Annotated in this window: 22 protein-coding genes; 12 read left to right on the top strand and 10 right to left on the bottom strand. The window is 67.4% G+C overall.

Translation table 11 applies throughout. The annotated features are described in order from the left end of the window. Positions 1 to 32: 32 nt before the first annotated feature. Complete coding sequence (locus tag ACM6LR_RS01770) at positions 33 to 1,271, bottom strand: D-alanyl-D-alanine carboxypeptidase family protein (RefSeq protein ID WP_414935806.1); 1,239 nt, start codon at positions 1,269 to 1,271, stop codon at positions 33 to 35. Positions 1,272 to 1,314: 43 nt separating this feature from the next. Here ACM6LR_RS01770 and ACM6LR_RS01765 point away from each other — a divergent pair, with 43 nt between their 5' ends. The 3 genes from ACM6LR_RS01765 (at position 1,315) to ACM6LR_RS01755 (ending at position 3,927) form a co-directional block, all read left to right on the top strand. Next, a complete protein-coding gene (locus ACM6LR_RS01765) occupies positions 1,315 to 1,569 on the top strand; it encodes an SCO4848 family membrane protein (RefSeq protein WP_414935805.1) in 255 nt (84 codons plus the stop codon). Positions 1,570 to 1,652: 83 nt separating this feature from the next. Then, positions 1,653 to 3,065: a S8 family peptidase gene (locus ACM6LR_RS01760; RefSeq protein ID WP_414935804.1), complete on the top strand. Its 1,413-nt coding sequence runs from the start codon at positions 1,653 to 1,655 to the stop codon at positions 3,063 to 3,065. 115 nt (positions 3,066 to 3,180) lie between these two features. Continuing rightward, a complete protein-coding gene (locus ACM6LR_RS01755) occupies positions 3,181 to 3,927 on the top strand; it encodes a M14 family zinc carboxypeptidase (RefSeq protein WP_414943033.1) in 747 nt (248 codons plus the stop codon). 49 nt (positions 3,928 to 3,976) lie between these two features. On the opposite strand, the gene ACM6LR_RS01750 is transcribed toward ACM6LR_RS01755, so the two are convergent. From ACM6LR_RS01750 to ACM6LR_RS01720, 7 genes are all read right to left on the bottom strand, one after another. Next, positions 3,977 to 4,333 (bottom strand): hypothetical protein, encoded by a 357-nt coding sequence (locus tag ACM6LR_RS01750; protein WP_414943032.1) that lies wholly within the window; start codon positions 4,331 to 4,333, stop codon positions 3,977 to 3,979. Between the two features lie 404 nt (positions 4,334 to 4,737). Continuing rightward, positions 4,738 to 4,947, bottom strand: coding sequence for a hypothetical protein (locus tag ACM6LR_RS01745; RefSeq protein ID WP_414943031.1), 210 nt, complete (start codon positions 4,945 to 4,947; stop codon positions 4,738 to 4,740). Positions 4,948 to 5,121: 174 nt separating this feature from the next. After that, a complete protein-coding gene (locus ACM6LR_RS01740; RefSeq protein WP_414935801.1) occupies positions 5,122 to 5,892 on the bottom strand; it encodes a succinate dehydrogenase iron-sulfur subunit in 771 nt (256 codons plus the stop codon). After that, on the bottom strand, positions 5,892 to 7,646 hold the full coding sequence (gene sdhA, locus ACM6LR_RS01735) for a succinate dehydrogenase flavoprotein subunit (RefSeq protein ID WP_414935800.1): 1,755 nt from the start codon (positions 7,644 to 7,646) through the stop codon (positions 5,892 to 5,894). The genes ACM6LR_RS01740 and sdhA overlap by 1 nt, the downstream gene beginning before the upstream one ends. A gap of 29 nt (positions 7,647 to 7,675) precedes the next feature. Next, positions 7,676 to 8,089 (bottom strand): succinate dehydrogenase hydrophobic membrane anchor subunit, encoded by a 414-nt coding sequence (locus ACM6LR_RS01730; RefSeq protein ID WP_005165555.1) that lies wholly within the window; start codon positions 8,087 to 8,089, stop codon positions 7,676 to 7,678. A 2-nt stretch (positions 8,090 to 8,091) separates the two neighbouring features. Beyond that, a complete protein-coding gene (gene sdhC, locus ACM6LR_RS01725) occupies positions 8,092 to 8,535 on the bottom strand; it encodes a succinate dehydrogenase, cytochrome b556 subunit (protein ID WP_414935799.1) in 444 nt (147 codons plus the stop codon). A 774-nt stretch (positions 8,536 to 9,309) separates the two neighbouring features. Further along, positions 9,310 to 9,564, bottom strand: coding sequence for a hypothetical protein (locus tag ACM6LR_RS01720; protein ID WP_414935798.1), 255 nt, complete (start codon positions 9,562 to 9,564; stop codon positions 9,310 to 9,312). A 221-nt stretch (positions 9,565 to 9,785) separates the two neighbouring features. Between ACM6LR_RS01720 and ACM6LR_RS01715 the strand changes: the two genes are divergently transcribed. From ACM6LR_RS01715 to ACM6LR_RS01685, 7 genes are all read left to right on the top strand, one after another. Next, on the top strand, positions 9,786 to 10,544 hold the full coding sequence (locus ACM6LR_RS01715) for a Tat pathway signal sequence domain protein (RefSeq protein WP_414943030.1): 759 nt from the start codon (positions 9,786 to 9,788) through the stop codon (positions 10,542 to 10,544). A gap of 474 nt (positions 10,545 to 11,018) precedes the next feature. Continuing rightward, entirely contained in the window at positions 11,019 to 12,155 is a 1,137-nt protein-coding gene (locus ACM6LR_RS01710; protein WP_414935796.1) for a BMP family lipoprotein, read from the top strand. Between the two features lie 80 nt (positions 12,156 to 12,235). Continuing rightward, complete coding sequence (locus tag ACM6LR_RS01705; RefSeq protein WP_414935795.1) at positions 12,236 to 13,810, top strand: ABC transporter ATP-binding protein; 1,575 nt, start codon at positions 12,236 to 12,238, stop codon at positions 13,808 to 13,810. Positions 13,811 to 13,976: 166 nt separating this feature from the next. Beyond that, the gene (locus ACM6LR_RS01700) at positions 13,977 to 15,065 is read left to right on the top strand and encodes an ABC transporter permease (protein WP_414935794.1); all 1,089 of its coding nucleotides are present in this window, start codon (positions 13,977 to 13,979) and stop codon (positions 15,063 to 15,065) included. Beyond that, entirely contained in the window at positions 15,062 to 16,336 is a 1,275-nt protein-coding gene (locus tag ACM6LR_RS01695) for an ABC transporter permease (protein ID WP_414935793.1), read from the top strand. The genes ACM6LR_RS01700 and ACM6LR_RS01695 overlap by 4 nt, the downstream gene beginning before the upstream one ends. A gap of 1 nt (position 16,337) precedes the next feature. Beyond that, positions 16,338 to 16,736, top strand: a complete 399-nt coding sequence (locus tag ACM6LR_RS01690; RefSeq protein ID WP_414935792.1) for a cytidine deaminase — start codon at positions 16,338 to 16,340, stop codon at positions 16,734 to 16,736. Then, positions 16,733 to 18,016: a thymidine phosphorylase gene (locus ACM6LR_RS01685; RefSeq protein WP_414943029.1), complete on the top strand. Its 1,284-nt coding sequence runs from the start codon at positions 16,733 to 16,735 to the stop codon at positions 18,014 to 18,016. The genes ACM6LR_RS01690 and ACM6LR_RS01685 overlap by 4 nt, the downstream gene beginning before the upstream one ends. Before the next feature lie 194 nt (positions 18,017 to 18,210). On the opposite strand, the gene ACM6LR_RS01680 is transcribed toward ACM6LR_RS01685, so the two are convergent. Beyond that, a complete protein-coding gene (locus ACM6LR_RS01680) occupies positions 18,211 to 19,299 on the bottom strand; it encodes a PA containing protein (RefSeq protein ID WP_414943028.1) in 1,089 nt (362 codons plus the stop codon). A gap of 210 nt (positions 19,300 to 19,509) precedes the next feature. Here ACM6LR_RS01680 and ACM6LR_RS01675 point away from each other — a divergent pair, with 210 nt between their 5' ends. Together ACM6LR_RS01675 and ACM6LR_RS01670 are read left to right on the top strand one after the other, a co-directional pair. Beyond that, entirely contained in the window at positions 19,510 to 20,619 is a 1,110-nt protein-coding gene (locus ACM6LR_RS01675; protein WP_414935789.1) for an adenosine deaminase, read from the top strand. 56 nt (positions 20,620 to 20,675) lie between these two features. Then, a complete protein-coding gene (locus tag ACM6LR_RS01670) occupies positions 20,676 to 21,884 on the top strand; it encodes an MFS transporter (protein WP_414935788.1) in 1,209 nt (402 codons plus the stop codon). An 85-nt stretch (positions 21,885 to 21,969) separates the two neighbouring features. Here ACM6LR_RS01670 and ACM6LR_RS01665 read toward each other — a convergent pair whose 3' ends face one another. After that, positions 21,970 to 23,226, bottom strand: coding sequence for a primosomal protein (locus tag ACM6LR_RS01665; protein WP_414935787.1), 1,257 nt, complete (start codon positions 23,224 to 23,226; stop codon positions 21,970 to 21,972). Positions 23,227 to 23,255: the final 29 nt, after the last annotated feature.

Below are 23,255 nucleotides of genomic sequence, written 5' to 3'. Positions count from 1 at the left end.
CACTGTCGGCCGGTTCGCGGTTCCGGGCTTGCCTAGTGGTCTGCCATCGCTTTCTTGCGCTGGTGACCGATGACGAAACAGGCCACGATGATCAGGAAGACGATCAGCGTGATGATCCAGCCAACCGTCCCGAACGGGTCTTCGGCCGCGGCGGCGGCGCCACTGTTCGACGTACCGTCGGCGTTCGGCGCGGCCTTGGCCGGGCCCGGCTCCACGGTTTCCGCCGGTTTGTAGTCGATCCGCCCGACCGATTCCGCCTTCGCTTCTCGCAACGCGATGCCGTAATCAAGGAGCTTCGCGGCCTGCTCGGTGACCCGCGTCGGGCGCTGCTCGGCGCGAAGCATCACGACCGCGACCCGGTGGCCGTTCTGGAGCGCGCCGCCGACGTAGGTGTGGCGCGAGTCGTCGGTGAAGCCGGTCTTTCCGCCGAGGAACCCGGGATAGACGCCGAGGAGCCTGTTGTCGTTGTAGATCGTGATGACCGGTTTTCCGCCGGTGGGCGGGATTTCGAAGCTCTTGGTCTTGACCACCCGCGCGAATTCCGGCTGCTTCATCGCGTGGTGGAAGATCAGGCTCATGTCGTAGGCCGAGGTCGACATCCCCGGCCCGTCGAGCCCGGACGGTGTCGCGGCCCGCGTGTCCGTGGCGCCGACGCGGGCGGCCAAAGCGTTCATCTTGGTGACCGCGGCGTCGACGCCGCCGAGCACGGTGGAGAGCGCGTGAGCCGCGTCGTTGCCGGAGTGCATCAGCAGCCCGTGCAGCAGTTGGTCCACTGTGTACTGGCCACCGGCGACGATGCCGACACAGGTGCACTCCTGCTCGGCGTCCTCCTTGGTCGGGGTGATGACCTTGCCCGGCGGCAGTTCGGTGACCACGACCAGCCCGAGCAGGGTCTTGATCAGCGACGCCGGCCGCTGACGGGCGTGCGGATCCTTCGCCGCGATGATGTCGCCGGTTTCGAGGTCCTGCAGCACCCAGGACGCGGCGGTGGACCCCTCGGGCGGGTTCAGCGCGCGCTTCGGGAGCACGAGCCCGCATTCGGCCATCCGTTCGCCGCCCACCGGCACCGGCGGGACCGGCAACGGCTCTGGCGCGACCTCGCCGGGGCGCGGCTTCTCGGAGGTGTCGATCGGCGCGGGAGGCGTCGTCTTGTTCGCGCACGGCTGCGCCTGGGCTGGTGGCTTCGGAGCGGCTGTGGCCACCGGCGTCACCGCGAGGGCGAGCACACCGGAAACGAGGACCATGAGCGACCGGGAGATAGCGCTGTGCACCCGAGCAATGTAGCGTCGCCGGGCTCGGTTCATACTCAGGGGCATGCGCATTTCGCGAGGTACTTCGATGTTCCTGCTGGGTTTCGGCGTGTGGTCGTGGATCATCTGGATCACGTTCGCCAAGAACCTCTGGGACAGCGATCGCGCCTGGGCCGCCGACGGCTCGCCCACCGCCTACTTCATCGTGCACGCGGTGCTGACGGTCGTCTCGTTCGTGCTCGGCACCATCATCGGCCTGATCGGTCTGCGCACGCTTCGTGGCGCCAAGTCACGGGACACGGAAAAGGCTGACGCCTGATCGATGGGGTTTGTCGTCCTTTTGACGGTGGCGAGTCCGGCTCTGGCTCCCTAACGTTCACTCCACCGAATCATGGAGGTTGAATGTCCCGGATCAGACGCCTGCTCGTCCCCGCGCTCGCCGCGGCGGCGGCGGGAAGTGTGTTCGCGGCCCCGTCGGCGAGCGCCGCGCCCGCGCCGCAGTGCGACACCGCGAGCGCGCCGTTCACTTACGTGGTGCTTTACGACCCGCGTACCCCGGAGCGCAAGGTCGACATCGAGCTGCGCGCGAAGTGCGGCGAGAAGGTGGCGTACTACCCGGAGATCGGGGTCGCGGTGGCGACCTCGCGCAACGCCGACTTCCAGGCGAAGATCGGCGTCTACCGTGCCTACTCGGGCGGCCGGGACGTGGCGTTCCCGCCCGCGGCCTCGTCCCGGTCGACCCGATCCGCCGTGGTCGACACCAAGGAAAGCGAAGAGACCACCAGCGTCGCCGTCGACGAGGACCTGTCGGCCCAGCAGTGGGACATGCGGGCGATCCAGGCTCCCGAGGCGAACAAGGTCTCCGGTGGCAGCCGTTCGGTGACCGTCGGCGTGCTGGACTCGGGTATCGAGCCCACCCACCCCGCGCTGAAGAACGCACTGGACCCGAAGGTGTCCGCCGGCTGCAACACGGGCGCGCCCGACACCACGCCCGCCTCCTGGGCGCCGACGAACTCCGACCACGGCACGCACGTCGCCGGCACGATCGCGGGCAAGGACGCCGCGCGCGGCTTCACCGGCGTCGCGCCCGGCGTCAAGCTGGCGTCGGTCAAGGTCGTCAACGACGACGGCATGATCCTTCCCGAAGCCGCCGTGTGCGGGTTCATGTGGGCCGCGAAGCACCGTTTCCCGGTCACGAACAACAGCTACTACATCGACCCGGGCATGTTCTACTGCTCGAAGGAGCCGGGTGACGCGGCCGCGTACGAGGCCGTCCGCCGCGCGGTGGTCCACTCGACCGGCCGTGGCGTGCTGAACGTCGCCGCCGCCGGCAACAGCGGTTTCGACCCGGACAAGCAGACCGTCGACCCGAACCGGCCGCACCCGGTCGACGAGAGCTGCGGCATCCTGCCCAAGGCCATCGACGGCGTCGTCAACGTCTCAGCCATCGGCTACGCGGGCTCGAAGTCGTCGTACAGCAACTACGGTAACGACGTTTCGGTCACCGCTCCCGGCGGCGACCGCGCCCAGCTGCCGCCGACCGGCCAGGGCGCCGGTTGCCCGCTGTCAACGATCTTCAACGGCGCCTACGGCACCAAGTGCGGTACCTCGATGGCGTCCCCGCACGCCGCCGGTGTCGCCGCGCTGCTCGCCTCCCGCTACCGCCACGCTCCGCCGCAGCTGCTGACCTGGCTGCTGGAGCACCAGGCCGACACGGTCGCTTGCGGCACCGCCGCGCCGGTCTGTGAAGGCCCGGCGAAGGACAACTCGTACTACGGCCACGGCCGCGTCAACGCTCTGGACGCGGTGAAGTAGTTCGGCTGTCACGGGGCCGGTCCACGTTTCGTGGGCCGGCCCCGTTTCGTTTTCCTGGCCCTTTCGACGGCGTCCTCGCTACGTTGTGCACACCTTCGACAGTGGGGAGTTCACGATGTCCGTGTTCGGTCGGTTGGTTCCCGTGATGGTGGGCCTGGTGGTGGTCCCGCTCGTCAGCGCGCCCGCGGCGGTGGCGGCGCCTGTCCAGGCTTGCAGTGAGGAACCGCGAGAGCTGCCCATCAACGAGTTCACCGATTACCGCGAGATGGTCCGCGAACTCGGCAGGCTCGAGCGGGTGAGCAAGGGGCGGCTGGCGGTCGAAGAGGTCGGGCGCTCCCACCGCGGCCGGGTGATCCACCAGGCGACCGTCGGGACCGGGCCGAAGGTCTTCGTCGTGTCCAGCGAGATCCACGGCAACGAGAAGACGGGTACCGACGCGCTGCTGCGGATTCTCGACTACCTCGGCACATCGGAGTCGCGGGACGCCGAGCGGCTGCGGAAGACCGTCACCTTCGTCGCCGTCCCGAAACTGAACCCGGACGGCGCCGAACTCGACCGGCGCGGCAACGACCTGTCGTGGGCCGAAGTGCAGCGGAAGTTCCCGCGACTCAAGGACCGGCCGCCGGCCTGGAACTACCTCAGCGACGTCATCCAGGGCGACGACTACCGGAAGCGTCCCGGCAGCGACGTCAATCGAGACTTCAACCCGGATTTGACCTACGTCCCGCGTGCGGAGGACTTCCCTGGCGCTCCGGATCGGCCGGGCTGGTTCATCACGCCCGAGGCGCGGGCACTGCGTTCGGTGTACCTCGGCCGCGCTGGCGCGGATCCTGGAGTAGGCGTGGAGTTGGGTGGTCCGTGAAGGCCTCCTTGAGAGACCCAGGGTCCCTTAAGGAGGCCTTCACGGACCGTCAAGCGGCTCGCGAGACCAGGTTGACGGGAGGGCGTGGGCGTAAGGACGCGGCAAGGTGGGCCGCATTCAGTTCAGCCACTACACCTGCTGGATCCGTCAGGAGCTGAGAAGGAAGTGTCTGCACGACAGTGATCCCGGCGGTGGCGTAGCGGGTGTTCCGCAGAACCGTGCGTTTGTAATCGTCGCGGTAGAAATGGAAGTCGAAGGAGTCGATCTCCCACGCGAGCGCCACCTCGTCCCACCAGGCATCGGGACGCCCGATGTAGCCGCCATGGCTGTCACGGATCTCAGGATTCCAATGGCTCGGCCGGACCATGAGACTACGACTGAGTATCTTCGCCCGTGCCTCCGCCACGGAGCAGAGGTCCTTCCACTCGGCGAGAATCCTACGGGGGACTGCTGTGCCTCGTTTGGAACCGATGTCCAACTCGTGGGCGAGAGCTTCGGGCGAGCACCGGCCGCGCTGGATCGACTCGACGAGGAGACGGCCGACAGGTTCGGCCGTCCGCAGGCGTCGGCAGGTGTCCGTGGTCGCCCGAACGAGTGGCGCCAAGGGGATGCTGTCGCGGATTCGCGGTTCCGGTAGGCGATGGGTTCGCTCGACGGTCACGAATTCAGCGCTGCGGATTTTGTGTTCGTGGGGGATGAGGACGTGAATGTCTTCGTCCGGAGGTAGCTCGCGTGGGCGTAGGCCGTGCCGGCGGCAGGCTTCCACTCCGGTCACGACCGCCCGCGGCCCTGCGTGGAGCAAAGCTCCCGTCACACGTTCCAGAGACGTGGGAGCAGTGTTGTGGAGAAGAATGATCCCTGGAAGCAGCCGTTGCCATGGGCCGCCGGGTAGGCATCGTCGGTAAATGACCTTGCTGCCCATTTTTCGAGCGATTCCAAGGCCGTGGCCTTGATGACGCCGTGCCGGCTTCGTTCCTGGAGCAGTTCGGGGTGCTCAGCCCATCTGCCGCGCTTGTTCATGAGCACAGCGTGGGCCTGCCGGCACCGCGATCACCAGACACCTTTCGCCGACCTGTGGATAACCCACCCCTTGTGGATAACTCCCCTGAAGTCCGTGAAGGCCTCCTTGAGGGACCCTGGGTCTCTCAAGGAGGCCTTCACGGACAGCCGCTGGAGCCGCGAGCCGCAGAAGGGTTAGACGCGCTTGAAGAGCAGAGCGCGCTTGACTTCCTGGATGGCTTTGGTCACCTGGATCCCGCGCGGGCAGGCGTCGGTGCAGTTGAAGGTCGTCCGGCAGCGCCAGACGCCTTCGGAGTCGTTCAGGATGTCGAGACGCTCTTCGGCGCCTTCGTCACGCGAGTCGAAGATGAACCGGTGCGCGTTGACGATCGCGGCCGGGCCGAAGTACGAGCCGTCGTTCCAGTACACCGGGCACGAGGAGGTGCAGCAGGCGCACAGGATGCACTTGGTCGTGTCGTCGAACCGGTCGCGGTCGGCCTGCGACTGGATCCGCTCGCGCGTGGGCTCGTTCCCGTAGGCGATCAGGTACGGCTTCACCGCACGGTAGGCCTCGAAGAACGGGTCCATGTCGACGTAAAGGTCCTTGAGCGTCGTCAGGCCCTTGATCGGCGCGATGGTGATGGTGGTCTTCTTGCCACTGGTCTCCAGCAGGTCCTTCATCAGGACCTTGCACGCCAAGCGGTTGATGCCGTTGATCTGCATCGCGTCGGAACCGCAGACGCCGTGTGCGCACGAGCGACGGAACGAGAACGTCCCGTCGATGTAGTCCTTCACGTAGAAGAGCAGGTTCAGCAGCCGGTCGGTGCGCTGCGCCGGGACGTCGTAGGACTCCCAGTGCGGCTCGGTGTCGACCTCGGGGTTGAACCGCAGGATCTTCAGCGTGACGGTGATCGGCGTGTGGTCGGAGGACACGGCCTCCGACTTCTCGGGGGTGGCCGTGGTCATCAGTACTTCCGCTCCATCGGTTCGTAGCGGGTGAAGGTCACCGGCTTGTAGTCCAGTCGGATATCGGAGGCGAGACCAGAACCCTGCTTGTAGGCCATGGTGTGCCGCATGAAGTTCGTGTCGTCGCGGTTCGGGTAGTCCTCGCGCGCGTGTCCGCCGCGGGATTCCTTGCGCGCCAGGGCGCCGACGACGAGAACCTCGGCGAGTTCGAGCAGGAAGCCGAGTTCGACGGCCTCGAGGACGTCGGTGTTGTACCGCTTCCCCTTGTCCGACACGGTGATCCGCTCGTACCGGTCCTTCAGCGCCTGCACGTCGGTCAGCGCCTGCTTCAGCGTGTCCTCGGTGCGGTACACCGAAGCGTGCGAGTCCATCGTCTTCTGCAGTTCGGTGCGGATGTCGGCGACGCGCTCGTCACCGTGCTCCGAAAGCAGGCCCGAAAGCTGCTCTTCCACGATGGTGGTCGGGTTCTCCGGCAGTTCGACGAAGTCGTGCGCCAGCGCGTACTCGGCGGCGGCGATGCCGGCACGGCGGCCGAAGACGTTGATGTCGAGCAGCGAGTTGGTGCCGAGCCGGTTCGAGCCGTGCACCGAAACACACGCGACCTCGCCCGCGGCGTACAGGCCAGGAATGACGTTCTCGTTGTCCCGCAACGCTTCGCCGTGGATGTTCGTCGGGATTCCGCCCATCACGTAGTGACAGGTCGGGAACACCGGCACCGGCTCGGTGACCGGGTCGACACCCAGGTACGTCCGGGAGAACTCCATGATGTCCGGGAGTTTCGCGTTCAGCGTCTCTTCCGGGATGTGCGTGACGTCGAGGACGACGTAATCCTTGTTCGGTCCGCAACCGCGGCCCTGCAGCACTTCCTGCACCATCGACCGGGCGACGATGTCGCGCGGCGCGAGGTCCTTGATGGTGGGGGCGTAGCGCTCCATGAACCGCTCGCCGTCGGCGTTGCGGAGGATGCCGCCCTCACCGCGCACGGCCTCGGAGATGAGGATGCCGAGCCCGGCCAGACCTGTCGGGTGGAACTGGAAGAACTCCATGTCCTCCAGCGGCAAGCCCTTGCGGAAGATGATGCCGAGGCCGTCGCCGGTGAGGGTGTGCGCGTTCGACGTCGTCTTGAAGATCTTGCCCGCGCCACCGGTGGCGAACACGATCGACTTCGCCTGGAAGACGTGCAGCTCGCCGGTGGCCAGCTCGTAGGCGACGACGCCGGAGGCGACCGGGTTGCCGTTCTCGTCCGGGGTCAGCACCAGGTCGAGCACGTAGAACTCGTTGTAGAACTCGGTCCCGTGCTTGACGCAGTTCTGGTACAGCGTCTGCAGGATCATGTGCCCGGTGCGGTCCGCGGCGTAGCAGGCGCGGCGCACCGCGGCCTTGCCGTGGTCGCGGGTGTGCCCGCCGAAGCGGCGCTGGTCGATCTTGCCTTCGGGTGTCCGGTTGAAGGGCAGGCCCATCTTCTCGAGGTCGAGGACCGCGTCGATGGCTTCCTTCGCCATGATCTCGGCGGCGTCCTGGTCGACCAGGTAGTCGCCGCCCTTGATCGTGTCGAAGGTGTGCCACTCCCAGTTGTCCTCTTCGACGTTCGCGAGCGCGGCGCACATGCCGCCCTGCGCCGCGCCGGTGTGCGAACGCGTGGGGTAGAGCTTCGTGAGGACCGCGGTGCGCGTGCGCTGGCCGGATTCGATGGCCGCGCGCATGCCGGCGCCTCCGGCGCCGACGATCACCACGTCGTACTTGTGGAACTGCATTGAGGACTCCGCTTAACGTGTGGTGGGCGTCAGTTGGCCGAGATACCCGGGTCGAAGGTGAAGATCACCATCGTGCCGACGGCGAGGATCAACACCATCGAGACGTAGAGGACGATCTTCAGCCAGAACCGGGTGCTGTCCTTGCGGGCGTAGTCGTCGATGATCGTGCGCAGCCCGTTGCCACCGTGGATCTCGGCGAGCCACAGCATCGACAGGTCCCAGAACTGCCAGAACGGCGAAGCCCAGCGGCCGGCGACGAAGCCCCAGTTGATGCGGTGCACGCCACCGTCGAGGATGTTCATGATGAACAGGTGGCCGAGCACCAGCACGATCAGGGCGAGGCCCGAAATGCGCATGAACAGCCAGCTGTAGAGCTCGAAGTTGCTGCGGCGGGCGGCGGCGCGCTTCGGTGCGCGCGGGCGCTCGAGTGCGAGTTCAGCCATGGTCAGTGCCCCCCGAACATAACCTCGACGGTGCGCTTCATCATGAAGAAGGCACCGGGAATCATCACCACGACCCAGATGGCCAGGATCGTCCAGAGCATCGGCTTCTGGAACTTCGGTCCCTTTTCCCAGAAGTCGACCAGCATGACCCGGATGCCGTTGAGCGCGTGGAACAGCACCGCGCCGACGAGGCCGACTTCGAGGAGGTTGACCAGCGGGGTCTTGTAGGTCTCGATGACCTCGTTGTACGTGTCGGGTGACACGCGCACGAGCGCGGTGTCGAGCACGTGCACGAAGAGGAAGAAGAATGTCAGCACGCCGGTGATGCGGTGGAGCACCCAGGACCACATACCGGGGTCGCCCCGGTAGAAAGTCCCTTGCCGGCGTGAGGCACCCGTGGAGGCGCTCGAGGCCGCCTCGGTGGCGGTGCTAGCCGTGGTGGACATCGGTGAACGGCCTCCAACGTCATGGCTTGGGCCCGCTGACCGCTGGTTTCCGCGCCTGCCGCCGGGACGCCCACCTGGGGACGGCTCCGGCGACGGTGCCGAGATCATGGTCATCGAGCGTGGATAAAAGGATGCTAGACCCGCTCCTCACGGTGGGCTCACCTCCGGGTTCGTCTGTGTGATGGACCAGACATCACGCCCCGTCGCGGGTGACCCCGTCGGATCCGCCCCGGTTTGTCGCATCCGCTCCGGTCTCAAGTGCTCAGGCCACCGAACATCAGATCTCTCTCAGTGATACACCCGGAGGGGATCCGTCGGGCTCGGCCGAATGAGGTGACAATCCTGTAATTCGCTGACGAGGTATAGGTCATATCTTACGTTCACTCCGGTCATACATCCGACCACTCAGCCGAGTTCACGATGGGGTGACTATGGGCCAGCCCGCTGGTTCCCCACGCCGCGATCTGCTCGGCGGATGCCACCGGAGGAGCGCCGGCGCGGACTGGTCTCGGTTCCTCGCCGGACAGGATCCGCGCTGGGAACGGCCGTTCCTGGGCAACGGCAACGAATGGGGTGTCGCGCGACTCCCGATCGGGAGGGTCCTGCTCACACCGGTGGGTGAACTTACCTGCGCCTGGCTGCGACTCGACCTCTGGAACGCCGAGCTCACCGGGACCGTGACCACCGGCAAAGACACCCGCGCGTTCGTGCACAGCTCGCGCGATCTGTTCTTGGTGGACGTCGCACCGAGCGCGGGAGAACGAGGCTTCGGTCTCACTTTCGCGGTGAGCCGCGCATCGTCCGCGAGCAGCCAGGGGCGACACCACCGTGGTCGTCCAGCCGCTCGTCGCCGGCGGGCAGAACGCGACGGCGTACCGGGTGCGCCGGGCCGGGCGGATCACCGACGACGGTGCCGGAATTCCTGTTCGCCAACGGCAGCGAGGGCACGCCGGACAACGTCGTCGGCGCGACGATCCCGGTGCCCGCCGGGAAGTACGCCGCCCTCCATCTGCTCGGCGCCGCCGACACCGCTGAAGGTGTCCTATGTGGATGGATCGGCCGACGTTCCCAGCGGCTCACCGGATGGCGTGCGACGGCGGCGTCCGGCGAGAGCGAGGCCGCCACCACGAATCAACTGCACGCACGGGCCGGGATCCAGTCCGTGAAGCTCGCGATCTTCCACCAGCGTGTTCCGCCGCCACCCCAAGACCGCACGTCTTCGCGGTCACTCTCGAGAAGGGAAAGTAGCCATGGAGAACCTCGACCGCCGGAAGGCGCTCATCCTGGGCGCGGGGGTGCTCGGCGCGGCCGCGCTCGGTACCGGGACGGCGCACGCGGCCACCTGGACACCGCGATGGAGCCCGGACCCGGCGAAGGACGGTCTGCGCGTGTTCGAAGGCCTGGAGGACGACCGCGCCGGATCGCATCCCGGCGTCAAGCACATCTACCCCCACGGCGACCACTGGCGCTTCGACATGCACACACGGGATGTCGACACATCGACAGACCGGCAGCGCAACGAGGCGAAAGGGATGCGTGACGGCGACACGACGTACAAGATCCTGCGGGACCAGACCTGGCGGATGTCGTACCAGGCCTTCTGGCCCACCGAGCTGACCGCGACGACGGCGTTCACCCACCTGTTCCAGATGAAGGTTCCCGACGTCGGCCCTCCGCAGTGGACCTTCACGCCGCGCCAGAAGGGCGGCAAAGGGGTGCTGACCATCGCCGGTGACTCGGGGGCGGAGGCCGACCTCGCCGACTACGTGCCGCTGCAGAACAAGTGGATCGACGTGTCCTGGGAGTTCAAGGCTTCGCACCGCGGCTACCTGCGTTGCGTGCTCAAGGACGGTGCCAAGACCGTCGCCGACGTCCGGAAGGCCGCGGATCTGTGGCGGGGACGTGCACTACCTGCGCCGAAATGGGGCGTCTACCGCAGCCTGAATTCGTCCGGCCTGACGAACTGCCATCAGAACATCCGCGGGCTGAAGTCCTTCCAGCTCGTGTGAGAGCCCGGGCGCCTGCTCACCGACGGTGGCTGAAGGGGACCTTCCCCTCATCTCACGCGGCGAAGGGCGCTTTCCCCGCATCGCATGCGGGGAAAGTCCCCTTCAGCCCCCTTCGGCGCGCGGCACTCGTCTGAGGCAGGAGTGCGTGCTCACCGACGGTGGCGAAGACGGCCGACGTGACCAGGGCGGCCTGACCACCTGCGGATTGGCCCTGAACAGCGCGTGAAGGCCCTCTTCACCCGGCTCAAACGAGGGAGGGGGGCCTCATGCGACTACCCCATTGCGATCACCCTAAGTACTTTGTTCGTCGCGCGTACGATCCATGAGTAAACGTTTGTGTTACGTAGCGTGCCTTTCCTATGGCGGCTAAGCGGCCGTTAGGTACCGTCTCTCGGTCGAACCCGGCACTGTCGCCGGGTCGTTTCTTCGGACCATCCGCTGGATCAGCGGGGAGGGAGACACACGTTGCGTCGCATGCGTGGAACCGCGCTGGCCGCCGTCACCATGGCCGGTGCACTCGCACTGGCCGGGTGCGCGAAGGATTCCGGAGCGGGGAACAACAACAACGCGAGCACGGGGGACCAGGCCGCCGGCTGCGTGACCGCGCCGAAGCCGCCTGCCGCGCCCGCCGCTTCGAGCAGCACCCAGAGCGGTGAGAAGGTCGACGGCAGCAAGCTCAAGGTCGCGCTGGCCTTCGACGTCGGCGGTCGTGGCGACGCGTCGTTCAACGACTCCGCCGCCGCCGGCACCGACAAGGCGAAGGCCGAACTCGGCGTGGCCACGGTCAGCGAGAGCACCGCGGCGACGTCCGAAGACGAGGCCGCGAAGTCGCAGCGTCTCGACCAGCTCGCCGCGCAGGGCTTCAGCCCGATCATCGCGGTCGGCTTCGCCTACGCCAAGGCCGTCGGCGCCATCGCGCCGAAGTACCCGAACACCCAGTTCGCGATCGTCGACGACGACTCCGTCAAGGCCCCGAACGTCACCCCGCTGGTCTTCGCCGAGGAGCAGGGCTCGTTCCTGGCCGGTGTCGCCGCCGCCTACAAGTCGAAGAAGTGTCACGTCGGCTTCGTCGGTGGCGTCAACACGCCGCTGATCCAGAAGTTCGAGGCCGGCTTCCTGCAGGGTGTGAAGGCCGCTTCAGCCAAGGCCGTCATCGAGGACGAGTACCTCACCCCGGCCGGTGACTTCTCCGGGTTCCAGGACCCGGCGAAGGGCAACGTGAAGGCCGCGGCGCAGATCTCCAAGGGCGCGGACGTGGTCTACCACGCCGCCGGCGCCTCCGGTAAGGGCGTTTTCGAGGCCGCGAAGACCGGCAACGCGCTCGCCATCGGCGTCGACTCCGACCAGTACAACCAGAAGACGGTCGAGGCGTCGAAGGACGTCATCGTCACCTCGATGCTCAAGCGCGTCGACGTGGCGGTGTTCGACTACCTGCGCGCACTGGCCAAGGGTGACCTGACGTCGCTGCCGAAGCGCTTCGACCTCAAGGTCGACGGCGTCGGCTACGCCACCTCCGGCGGCAAGATCGACGACATCAAGGACGTCCTCGACGGCTACAAGGCGCAGATCGTCTCCGGGGCGATCACCGTCTCGGACAAGCCGCAGAAGTAAGGTTCGTCTCGCAGCGGGGCTCGGGAGGGTAACCCCTTCCGAGCCCCACCTGTTTGTCTCCCAGAACTGGATGGCTTTTCATGAGCGCTCCCCAGGCCGAGGTCACCGACGCCCCCGACCGGGGTGAACCGGCCGTGCAGCTGACCGGGATCACCAAACGATTCCCGGGTGTGGTGGCCAACTCCGACGTCAACCTCACCGTCGCCAAGGGCGAGGTACACGCCGTCTGCGGCGAGAACGGCGCCGGCAAGTCCACCCTGATGAAGATCCTCTACGGCATGCAGCAGCCGGACGAGGGCGGCATCGCGATCAACGGTTCACCGGTGAGACTGCGCAACCCGCAGGACGCCATGAGGGCCGGTATCGGGATGGTCCACCAGCACTTCATGCTGGCCGACAACCTGACCGTCGGGGAGAACGTCTTCCTCGGCGCCGAGGGGCTGCACGGCATCGGCCGCGCCGCCAAGGCGAAGCTCGGGAAACTGGCCGAGCAGGTCGGCCTGCGCGTCCGCCCGGACACGCTGCTCGAAGAACTCGGCGTCGCCGATCGCCAGCGCGTGGAGATCGTGAAAGTGCTTTATCGCGGCGCACGGATCATCATCCTGGACGAGCCGACGGCGGTGCTCGTGCCTCAGGAGGTCGACGCGCTGTTCGAGACGGTCCGCGGCATGCAGGCCGAAGGCTTCACCTTCCTCTTCATCTCCCACAAGCTCGACGAGGTGCGCGCGATCGCCGACACGGTCACCGTGATCCGCCGCGGCACCACCGTCGGCACGGCAGATCCGAAGGCGATCACCTCGCGCCAGCTGGCCGAGATGATGGTCGGTTCGGAACTGCCCAGCCCCGAGACCCGCGAGTCCACTGTGACCGACCGGCCCGTGCTGCGCCTGGACGACGTCTGCCTGAACGTCGAGGGTTCCGAGCGGAACGTCCTCGACCACATCTCCTTCACCGTGCACGCGGGTGAGGTGCTCGGTATCGCCGGTGTCGAAGGAAACGGCCAGACCGAACTCGTCGAAACGATCATGGGCATGCGCAAGGGCGGCGGCCGGATCGAACTCGTCGGCACCGACGGCAAGGCCGTCGAACTGCACAAACTGGGGACGCTCGCCCGCCGCGAGGCGGGCATCGGCTACATCGCCGAAGACCGCACGCGGCACAGCCTCCTGCTCACCCAGCCGTTGTGGGTCAACCGGATCCTCGGCTACCAGACGCGGAACCCGGTCGCGAAAGGCCAGCTTCTCGACATCCCCGGCGCACGCCAGGACACCCGCCGCATCGTCGAGCAGTACGACGTTCGCACACCGGGCATCGACGTCCCGGCCGCCGCGCTTTCGGGCGGTAACCAGCAGAAGCTGATCGTCGGCCGTGAGCTTTCCGGGAACCCGGTGCTGCTGATCGCGTCGCATCCGACGCGCGGTGTCGACGTCGGCGCGCAGGCACTGATCTGGGAACAGATCAGCCGGGCACGGGCGGCGGGGCTGGCCGTGCTGCTGGTGTCGGCCGACCTCGACGAGCTGATCGGGCTTTCCGACACCATCCGGGTCATGCTCCGCGGGCGGCTGGTCGGCGAGGCCGACCCCGCGACCGTGACCCCGCAGCAACTGGGCTCCGCGATGACCGGGGCTTCCGAAGACGAAGAAGGTGCAGCGTGAGTAGGTTCGAGATTCGCGGCACCCCTGGTGATCGAGGAGCGCGCGCCCGCCGGCAGGCGCCGCTATCGCGGCGGCAGGGCGCACTCCCCGATCACGAAGGCAAGAAGTATCAGCCGCGCCCTGGTGACATGATCGCGGTCGCGCGCAATTCCGCGGGAGGCACACCGTGAGTTCTTGGCGCACGAGGCTGCTGCCGCCTCTGCTCGCGATCGTTTTCGCCGTCATCCTGACCGCGATCGCGCTGATCATCTCGGGCGCCGACCCGCTTCAGGCGTACGGCACGATGATCGGCCAGCTGTTCAAGGGCTCGACCGCGGTCGACACGATCAACCTCGCGACGGTCTACTACCTGTCCGGTCTCGCCGTGGCCATCGGCTTCCAGATGAACCTCTTCAACATCGGGGTCGAGGGTCAGTACCGGTTCGCCGCCATCGTCACCGCCATCATCGGCGGGGCGCTGAAGCTGCCGCCGGTGATTCACGTGCTGGCGATCCTGGTCGTCGCGGTGGCCAGCGGCATGCTCTACGCGGCCATCCCGGCCGTGCTGAAGGTGACCCGCGGTGTTTCCGAAGTCATCTCGACGATCATGCTGAACGCGATCGTCGGTGGCATCGTGGCGTTCCTGGTCAACGCCGACCAGTTCGGTGTGCAGACCGGCAACAACATCGCCACCCGCGAGATCGCCGAAACCGGCCGGATCCCCGGCATCCCGATCGGCTCCGGCGAGCTGTTCGGGTTCGTGATCATCGCGATCCTGATCGGCGCCGCCTACTGGTTCATGCTCAACCGGACCCGGTTCGGTTTCGAGCTGAAGGCCAGCGGCGAATCGACGACGGCGGCCGCCGCGGGTGGCGTGAACGCCAAGAAGATGACGTTGATCGCGATGCTGCTTTCCGGTGGCATCGCCGGTCTGATCGCGATGCCGGAACTGCTCGGCCGCGACTTCACCTACGGCATCACTTCGACCCAGATGTACGGCTTCACCGGTATCGCGGTCGCCCTGCTCGGCCGTAACCACCCGGCCGGGATCGCGCTGGGCGCCCTGCTGTGGGCGTTCCTCGACCGGTCCGCCGTTTCGCTCGAGCAGATCAACGTGTCCAAAGAGATCGCGGTGATCATGCAGGGCGTGATCGTGCTGTCGGTCGTCATCGCGTACGAGATCGTGCGCCGCGCGGACCTGGCCGCCGAACAGCGACGTGTCGGTCGCGCGCTGGCGGGTAAGGGTTCCAGCGTGTCCGAGGGAGGTGCGGTGTGACCACCGCGGACGTTCTTTCGCCCAACTCGGGCGGGACCACCATGCCGGTGAAACGGCCGAAGCGCCGTATCCCGGGTTGGGCCAAGGGCGCCATTTGGGGTCTGCTGGCGATCGGCGTGCTCTCGGCCGCTTCGTACGCCACCGGCGTCAACACACTGACTTCGACCAACACCGCGCACACCGCGCTGCGGCTGGCGTTGCCGATCCTGCTGTGCGCGCTCGGCGGCCTTTGGGCCGAACGCGCGGGCGTGATCAACATCGGCCTCGAAGGCATGATGATCCTCGGCACCTGGGGTGCCGCTTGGGGCGCCTTCTACGGCGGTGTCTGGGCCGGGCTGCTCGCGGCGGTCGTGTTCGGCACGCTCGGTGGTCTGCTGCATGCCGTCGCGACGGTGACCTTCAACGTCAATCACATCGTCTCCGGTGTGGCGATCAACCTGCTCGGTCTCGGCGTCGCGAAGTACCTCGCGAACCTGGTGTTCACCCCGCTTTCGGGGAACCCGCGCCAGTCGCCGCCGGTCCCGAAGTTCGACACCTACTCGGCGACGTTCCTCTCGGACTGGCTTTCGGATCTGGAGAAGATGCAGCGCGTCTTCCTCTCCGACCTCGCCGGGGTCGTCAACGGGCTGATCACCGAGGTCGCGCCGCTGACGATGATCGCGATCGCGCTCGTCCCGATCAGCTACTTCGTGCTGTGGCGGACGCGATTCGGCCTGCGGCTGCGGTCCTGCGGTGAGAACCCGGTCGCGGCCGAGTCCCTCGGCGTCAACGTGTACGCGCACAAGTACGTCGCCATGATCATCTCCGGCGGGCTGGCCGGGATGGGTGGCGCGTCGCTCGTGCTGCTCACCGGTGGGGCGGACTACCTGGAGAACCAGACCAACAACCGCGGGTACATCGGCCTCGCGGCGATGATCTTCGGCAACTGGCGGCCGGGCGGCCTGCTCGGCGGCGCGGCGCTGTTCGGTTACGCGGACGGGCTCCAGCTCGCCGGCGGCGGGACCGCGGTGCTCGCGCTGCTGTACGGCGCGGTGATCCTGCTTGCCGTGCTCGTGGTCGTGCAGTTGTTCCGCCGCCAGTGGATCGCTTCCGCGCTCGGTGTCGCCGGCGCGGGTCTGCTGTACGCGATCTACTGGACCAACGACGACCTGCCCAGCGACCTCATCCCGTACACCGCGCACTTCGTGACGCTGATCGTGCTGGCGGTGGCTTCGCAGCGGCTGCGGCCGCCCAAGGCGGACGGCGCACTCTACCGGCGAGGCGGGGACTGACATGACGGACTTCGCTTGGGAAGCGCTGCGGGCTCAAGCTGTTGAAGCGGCGAAGTCGGCGTACGCGCCCTACTCAGGGCTGCACGTCGGCGTCGCCGGTGTCGTCGACGACGGCCGGGTCGTCGTCGGCTGCAACGTCGAAAACGCTTCGTACGGCTTGGGAATGTGCGCGGAATGCACGATGGCGGGACAGCTGCGGCTGACCGGCGGCGGCAAACTCGTCGCCGTCGCCTGCCGCAGCGGTGCCGGTGATCTGCTGATGCCGTGCGGGCGCTGCCGCCAGATCCTGTTCGAGCACGGCGGCGCTGAGTGCCTGGTGGACACCCCCAGCGGCATCCTGCCGATGTCCGCGGTGCTACCGGACGCGTTCGGCCCCGACGACCTGCCGGAGAACAAGTGAGCGCTTTCGCCGCCGTCGACGTCATCCGGGCGAAGCGGGACGGCGGCCGGCTCACCGACGAGCAGATCGACTGGACCATCGACGCGTACACACGCGGCGACATCGCCGAGGAACAGATGGCCGCGCTCGCGATGGCCATCTTCCTGCGCGGGATGGACTCCGGTGAGATCGCGCGCTGGACCGGCGCGATGATCGAGTCGGGGGAGCGGCTGGACCTGAAGGTCAGCCGTCCGACGATCGACAAGCACTCGACGGGCGGTGTCGGCGACAAGATCACGCTTCCACTGGCGCCGCTCGTGGCGGCGTGCGGTGCGGCCGTGCCGCAGCTGTCCGGGCGCGGGCTCGGGCACACCGGCGGGACGCTGGACAAACTGGAGTCGATTCCGGGCTGGCGTGCCGCTTTGACGACGTCGGAGATCATCCGGCAGCTCGACGAGGTCGGCGCGGTGGTCTGCGCGGCGACCTCCGGGCTGGCTCCCGCGGACAAGAAGCTGTACGCGCTGCGGGATGTGACGTCGACGGTGGAGTCGATCCCGCTGATCGCGAGCTCGATCATGAGCAAGAAGATCGCCGAGGGCTCGGCCGGTCTGGTCCTCGACGTGAAGACCGGCTCGGGCGCGTTCATGAAGACGCTTCCGCAGGCCCGGGAACTCGCGCGGACCCTGGTGGAGATCGGGACCGCGCACGGTGTCGCGACGACGGCGCTGATCACGGACATGAACGTCCCGCTCGGGTACGCCGTCGGGAACGCGATCGAGGTCGCGGAGTCGGTCGAGGTCCTGCGGGGTGGTGGTCCGGCCGACGTCGTCGAACTGACCGTGGCGCTCGCGCGGGAGATGCTGGCGCTGGCGGGTCTGTCCGATGTGGACCCGGCTTCGGTGCTCGCGTCGGGCCGGGCGTACGAGACGTGGTGCCGGATGATCGCCGCTCAGGGCGGGGATCCGGAGGCCGCTCTGCCGCGGCCTCGGCACGTCCATGTCGTCGAGGCGCCGTCGGATGGCGTGTTGTCGTCTCTGGACGCGTATTCGGTCGGGGTCGCCGCCTGGCGGCTCGGGGCCGGGCGGGCGCGCAAGGAGGATCCGGTGCAGGCCGCGGCGGGCGTGCTGTGCCTGGCGAAGCCGGGCGACGAGGTGGCGGCCGGGCAGCCGTTGCTGGAGCTGCACACCGACACCCCGGATGCCGTCCCTTCGGCGCTCGCTGCGCTCATCGACGCCTACGCGGTCTCCTCGGAGGCCCCTGCGGTGACGCCTTTGGTCCTGGAGACCGTGCGCCCCTCCTGATCGCGGTTAGCCCGCTGAACGCGACCTGTGGTCGCTCACGAGGTGGCGTGTCGGGGTCGCGGGCCGGTGTGGGGTGATGGGGCCCTTCGGCCTGGTCGACCGACAGCCGGATCGCGATTAGTCCTCTAGTTGCGGAAGTACGTAATACGAACTACCGCAACTAGAGGACTAAACGCGGGGAAGGGGAGAAGACCTCAGTCGGTGGGCTCGTCGGTGCCGTCGGCCTTGGTCTTGGCGTCGGCCGCCTTGGGCGCCCGGCCGTTGCGCGAGCTGCGGCGCGGTTGGCGCGGGGCGGGCGCCGGCGGCGAGATCTGCTGCACGGCCGGGCCACCGCCGAGCATCAGCTCCGCGAAGGTCGCCATCGCCTCGTCCAGCTGGCCGCCGATGCGGCGCACGGACTCGTCGTTGCTCTTGCGCACCAGCGTGTCCACCGAGTCGGTGTCCGGCTGCTTCGACAGCGTGCTCTCGACCTTCGACAGGCCGCTGCGGATCGAGCCGTCGAGGTCGCCGAGGCGTCCGGTGAAGCCGTCCTCGACCTTGTCGAGCCGCTCCGCCAGGTCGTCGAGCCGCGAGGTGACCTTCTCGAGGCGGTCGCCGAGGCCGTCGAGCCGCTCCGACGCGTCGATCATCTCGCCGGTCTCGGTCAGCGCGGTCTTCAGCGCCTCCGCGTTCGCGGCGAGGCTGTCTTTGGTCGCCTTGTCGAGGTTCTCGACGCGGGTGCGCAGTTCGCGGTCGACGGTGTCGACGCGGTCGCGCAGGGCCGACTCGGCCTGCTCGACGCGCTCGCGCACCGGGCCGATCACCGACTGCGGCAGCGATTCGGTTTTCACGTCCTGCTTGTCGAGGTGCGCGCCGAGCTCGTCGAGACGGCGGTGGATGTTCTGGAGCTTGTCCTCGAGCCCGTCCATCCGGCCCCCGACGCCTTCGAGGCGCGCGGCCATGCCGTCGAGGCGGCCGTCGAGCTGGGCGAAGGGCTTGGCGAGCTTGTCGACGATGCTTTCGACGGCGCGCGTCAGGGCGGCGATCGCCGTGTCCTGCGCTTCGAGTCGCGACATGGTCTCGTCGAGGCGTTCGGCGAGCACACTGGTCTCGGTGCGGTCGGGCATCTCCGACAGCCGCTTGCGGACCGCGCCGAGCGAGTCGACCGGGGCGAGGCGGGCGTAGATGTCGTCGAGCGCGTCGAAGATCTGCTGCTGTTCGCTCTCACGCACTTCGGCCGCGCGCACCAGCATGTTGCGCATCCGGTCGAAGGACGGGGCTGCAATGTGGTTGTCAGTGGTCACTGCGGTGTCCTTCGTGGGCGGGGAAATGGGAGGGACGTGACCGCAAGCTTATCCATTGCGAAATTGCTGTGCGTATGGCCCCCGGGTATCGGACAATGCCGAGCTCTGCCCCTGATGGCCGATTCAGCCCGTGATCGACAAAGCTGAGGGTTAAGTCCAGCATGAGAGTTACCGCCATGTAGGGGAATGACAGGCTGGTTACCGTTACGTATGTCCTCTGAAAGCACCAGTTCCCCCATCCCGGAGGCGGTACTGACCCGCGCTCCGAAGGTTCTCCTGCACGACCATCTTGACGGCGGCCTGCGTCCCGGCACCGTCGCCGAACTCGCCGACCTGACCGGGTACACCGGCTTGCCCGCCACCGATCCCGTGGAACTCGGCCGATGGTTCCGCGAAGCCGCCGATTCCGGCTCTCTCGTCTCGTACCTTGAGACGTTCGCACATACCTGCGGCGTGATGCAGACCGAGGAAGCGCTGGTCAGAGTCGCCGCCGAGGCGGTGGAAGACCTCGCGGCCGACGGGGTCGTCTACGCCGAGGTGCGTTATGCGCCCGAACTCTTCGTCGAACGCGGACTGTCACTCGATGCGGTGGTCGAGGCTATTCAGGCCGGCTTCGCGGAAGGTGAACGGAGAGTGGCGGCCGGAGGGGGCCGGATCCGGGTCGGGACGTTGCTCTGTGCGATGCGCCAGCACGCCCGCGCCCTCGAAATCGCCGGTCTCGCCGTCCGCTACCGCGACGCCCGCGTCGTCGGGTTCGACATCGCCGGACCGGAAGACGGATTTCCGCCTACCAGAAATCTCGACGCATTCGAGTTTCTACGGACGAATAATGCGCATTTCACCATTCATGCCGGGGAGGCGTTCGGGCTCGCGTCTATTTGGGAGGCGATTCAGCATTGTGGCGCGGAGCGGCTCGGCCACGGAGTCCGCATCGTCGACGACATCAAGACCGACAGTGACGGCACGGTCCATTTGGGACGGTTGGCCGCCTATGTCCGCGACCGCCGGATCCCGCTGGAGATCTGTCCCACGTCCAATGTCCAGACGGGAGCGGTGCGCTCGATCGGCGAGCATCCCATCGGCCTGCTGGCCAGGCTGCGCTTCCGGGTCACGGTCAACACCGACAACCGGCTGATGAGCGGCTGCACGATGACCAGCGAATTCGCCGCGCTGGCCGAGGCGTTCGGCTTCGGGTTGCCCGATCTCGAGTGGTTCACCATCAATGCGATGAAATCCGCGTTCCTCGATTTCGACCAGCGGCTCGACATCATCAACACGGTCATCAAGCCCGGGTACGCAGCCTTGCGTTCGTTAGCATAGCCAACTATATTTCACTATATAGGAGAACTTTCTCAAATAATGGAACGGTGGCGATGATGACGCAGGTCGTGGACGTGGGGGTCGGCGGCAAACGACGCTGGCGCATCCTCGCGCTCGGCCTCGCCGCGCAGACCGCGAGCTGTTCGTTCCTCTACGGGATCCCGTTCCTGGTCCCGTCGATGCAGCGTGCGGAGGGTCTCACGCTCGCCGAAGCGGGAACGGTGGTCGCGGCGCCGAGTCTTGGCCTGCTGTTCACCTTGATCCTGTGGGGCGCGGCGGCGGACCGTTACGGAGAGCGTTTGGTAATGGCCATCGGGCTGGGCGTCTCAGGGTTACTCCTCGTGTACGCGGCTACCGGTGACCACTCGCTCGGGATCCTCTTTGGAGTGTTCTTGCTCGCCGGCGCGAGCACCGCGTCAGTGAACGCCGCGAGCGGCCGGGCCGTCCTCGGCTGGTTCGGTCCGGCCGAACGCGGCTTCGCCATGGGCATCCGCCAGATGGCCCAGCCACTCGGCGTGGGAGTGGCCGCCTTCGGTCTCCCCCCGCTCGCGGATCGCTGGGGTTTCCAGGTCTCGCTCGTGCTGCCCGCGGTGGCCGCGATCGTCGTCGCGCTGCTCGTCGCCTGGCTCCTGGTCGACCCGCCGCGTCCGGAACCCGGGACCGCGGCCGGGGAGAAGCCGCCGTCGCCGTACCGGAAACCGGCGTTGTGGCGGGTCCACGGCGCGAGCGCGCTGCTCGTCGTCCCGCAGTTCACGGTCTCCGCGTTCACGCCGGTGTACCTGGTGACCATGCACCATTGGACGGCCGCGTCGGCGGGCTGGTTCGTCGGCGCCGTCCAGATCCTCGGCGCGCTGGGCAGGCTCGTGTCGGGCTACTGGTCCGACCGCGTCGGCAGCAGGCTGCGGCCGATGCGGCAGCTGGCGATCTCGAGCGCCGCGGTGATGCTGCTGGTCGCGCTCGGGGACGCGACAGGGCCGTGGCTGGTGCTGCTGGCGCTCGTCCTGGCCGCGGTGATCACCGTGTCCGACAACGGGCTCGGGTTCACCGCTTCGGCGGAGATGGCCGGGCTCGCGTGGGCGGGGCGGGCCATGGGCACGCAGAACACCGGCCAGAACATCGCCGCCGCCCTGACCCCGCCGATGCTGGGCCTGGTGATCGGCGACTCCCGCTACGCGCTGGCCTTCTGCGTCGCCGCGATCTTCCCGGTGCTGGCAGCATTTATGGTGCCGTGCGCTGACGAAGACACGCCGAAGGGGCACCGTTGATCTTTCGACTCACGTCGAGAGATCAGGCGCCCCTTCACCGCCGTGCGCCCTCCCGGAGACCGAGTTCGGCGAGGTGGCGCGCGAGCTACAACACAGTTAGGCGGTTCTCGAAGCTCTCGACGAGCTTGCGCCATTCGGACTGCTCGGCGTCGAACGGAGCGCTCGGCTCGAGACGCGAGGGGTCCGGCCGCAGCACGAACGACACCAGCCAGCCGAGGCTTTCGTTGGTGGCCAGCGCGGTATCGACGCTGTCGTCCTCGGCCCACTCGGCGGCGTCGGTGATCAGCTCGACGGCCAGCTCCAGCTGGATCGGGTCGATCGACTCGGGGCCCTCGGCGATGTCGTCGGCGATGCCGTTGAGCACGTAGGTGTTCTCGGTGTCGACGTCGACCTCGAGGTCGCCCGCGGTGGCCTTCATGGCCACCTCGTCCCAAGTGGACACTTGGGCGAGGTCGTTGTCCGCCAGCTCCTTGCCGTCCGCGATCGCGCGGATGAGGGCCTTCTCGGAGGAGAAGACGTCGATCTCGCCTTCGCTGCCGAGGAAGATCGGCTTGTCGTCGAGGTAGCAGCGCAGCGTGTAGTACTCGGCGCCGGAGGTGATGATCTTGATCGGGTCGATGCCGACCTCGCCCCAGAAACCGACGGGCTCGTCGTCTTCTTCGTCATCGTCCACGTCGACGTCTTCGAGGTCCTCGTCGTCGTCAGCGGCGGCGGCAGCGGCCTCGGCTTCGGCGGATTCCGCGAGGAAGGTCGCGAGCTCTTCCGCTGTCTGCTCCAGCACCTTCTCGTCGACGTCGGGAGCGGTCACCAGACCGTCGATCGCGTCGAGCACGACGTCCCACTTCTCGGAGACGGCCTGAGACAGGTCCGCCCAGAGGCGTTCGCCGTCGCGGCCGGAGAAGGGCAGCGTGCCCTGGTCCAGCAGCGAGAAGCTCTCGTGCGCGTCGAGGACCTCGTGCACGTCTTCGAGTTCGCACACGTCCGCGAGCGAACGCACGATGCCGATGATCTCGGCCAGCTCGCCGAGCGTCCACTGGTCCGGCTTCTCGGCGACCAGCTCGGGGACGCCCACCAGGTCGTAGGTGTGGTCCTCGTCCGGGATCAGCTCGGGCACGTTCAGCGCGGGCACGACCTCCCAGGCGGGGTGGTCGAGCAGGTCGTGCTGCTCGGAAGTCCGGACGAACGCGGCGAGGTGCGCGGCGTCGGGGAAGGCGTACAGGTCTTCCTCGTCGCCGAGGAAGGCTTCCCACTCCTCGCCGTCTTCCCGCCAGCGCGGCGCCCAGAGAGTGACGACGTCACCCTGTGGCAGGCCGAGTTCGATCGGGATGATGTCCTGTGCCATTCCTTAGCCCTCTCGGATTACCGCCTGTG

It is taken from the genome of Amycolatopsis sp. cmx-11-32 (genome assembly GCF_047608695.1).
In the GTDB taxonomy this organism is placed as follows: domain Bacteria; phylum Actinomycetota; class Actinomycetes; order Mycobacteriales; family Pseudonocardiaceae; genus Amycolatopsis.
This window is presented reverse-complemented; position numbering and strand designations above follow the sequence as displayed.

Bases quoted from the DNA above. Each gene is read 5' to 3' on its own strand.
- ACM6LR_RS01710 (WP_414935796.1), top strand. From the start codon at position 11,019: ATGCGTGGAACCGCGCTGGCCGCCGTCACCATGGCCGGTGCACTCGCA.
- ACM6LR_RS01690 (WP_414935792.1), top strand. From the start codon at position 16,338: ATGACGGACTTCGCTTGGGAAGCGCTGCGGGCTCAAGCTGTTGAAGCG.
- ACM6LR_RS01755 (WP_414943033.1), top strand. From the start codon at position 3,181: ATGTCCGTGTTCGGTCGGTTGGTTCCCGTGATGGTGGGCCTGGTGGTG.
- sdhC (WP_414935799.1), bottom strand. From the start codon at position 8,535: ATGTCCACCACGGCTAGCACCGCCACCGAGGCGGCCTCGAGCGCCTCC.
- ACM6LR_RS01760 (WP_414935804.1), top strand. From the start codon at position 1,653: ATGTCCCGGATCAGACGCCTGCTCGTCCCCGCGCTCGCCGCGGCGGCG.
- ACM6LR_RS01715 (WP_414943030.1), top strand. From the start codon at position 9,786: ATGGAGAACCTCGACCGCCGGAAGGCGCTCATCCTGGGCGCGGGGGTG.
- ACM6LR_RS01765 (WP_414935805.1), top strand. From the start codon at position 1,315: ATGCGCATTTCGCGAGGTACTTCGATGTTCCTGCTGGGTTTCGGCGTG.
- ACM6LR_RS01730 (WP_005165555.1), bottom strand. From the start codon at position 8,089: ATGGCTGAACTCGCACTCGAGCGCCCGCGCGCACCGAAGCGCGCCGCC.
- ACM6LR_RS01705 (WP_414935795.1), top strand. From the start codon at position 12,236: ATGAGCGCTCCCCAGGCCGAGGTCACCGACGCCCCCGACCGGGGTGAA.
- sdhA (WP_414935800.1), bottom strand. From the start codon at position 7,646: ATGCAGTTCCACAAGTACGACGTGGTGATCGTCGGCGCCGGAGGCGCC.
- ACM6LR_RS01675 (WP_414935789.1), top strand. From the start codon at position 19,510: ATGTCCTCTGAAAGCACCAGTTCCCCCATCCCGGAGGCGGTACTGACC.
- ACM6LR_RS01665 (WP_414935787.1), bottom strand. From the start codon at position 23,226: ATGGCACAGGACATCATCCCGATCGAACTCGGCCTGCCACAGGGTGAC.
- ACM6LR_RS01740 (WP_414935801.1), bottom strand. From the start codon at position 5,892: ATGACCACGGCCACCCCCGAGAAGTCGGAGGCCGTGTCCTCCGACCAC.
- ACM6LR_RS01745 (WP_414943031.1), bottom strand. From the start codon at position 4,947: ATGAACAAGCGCGGCAGATGGGCTGAGCACCCCGAACTGCTCCAGGAA.
- ACM6LR_RS01670 (WP_414935788.1), top strand. From the start codon at position 20,676: ATGACGCAGGTCGTGGACGTGGGGGTCGGCGGCAAACGACGCTGGCGC.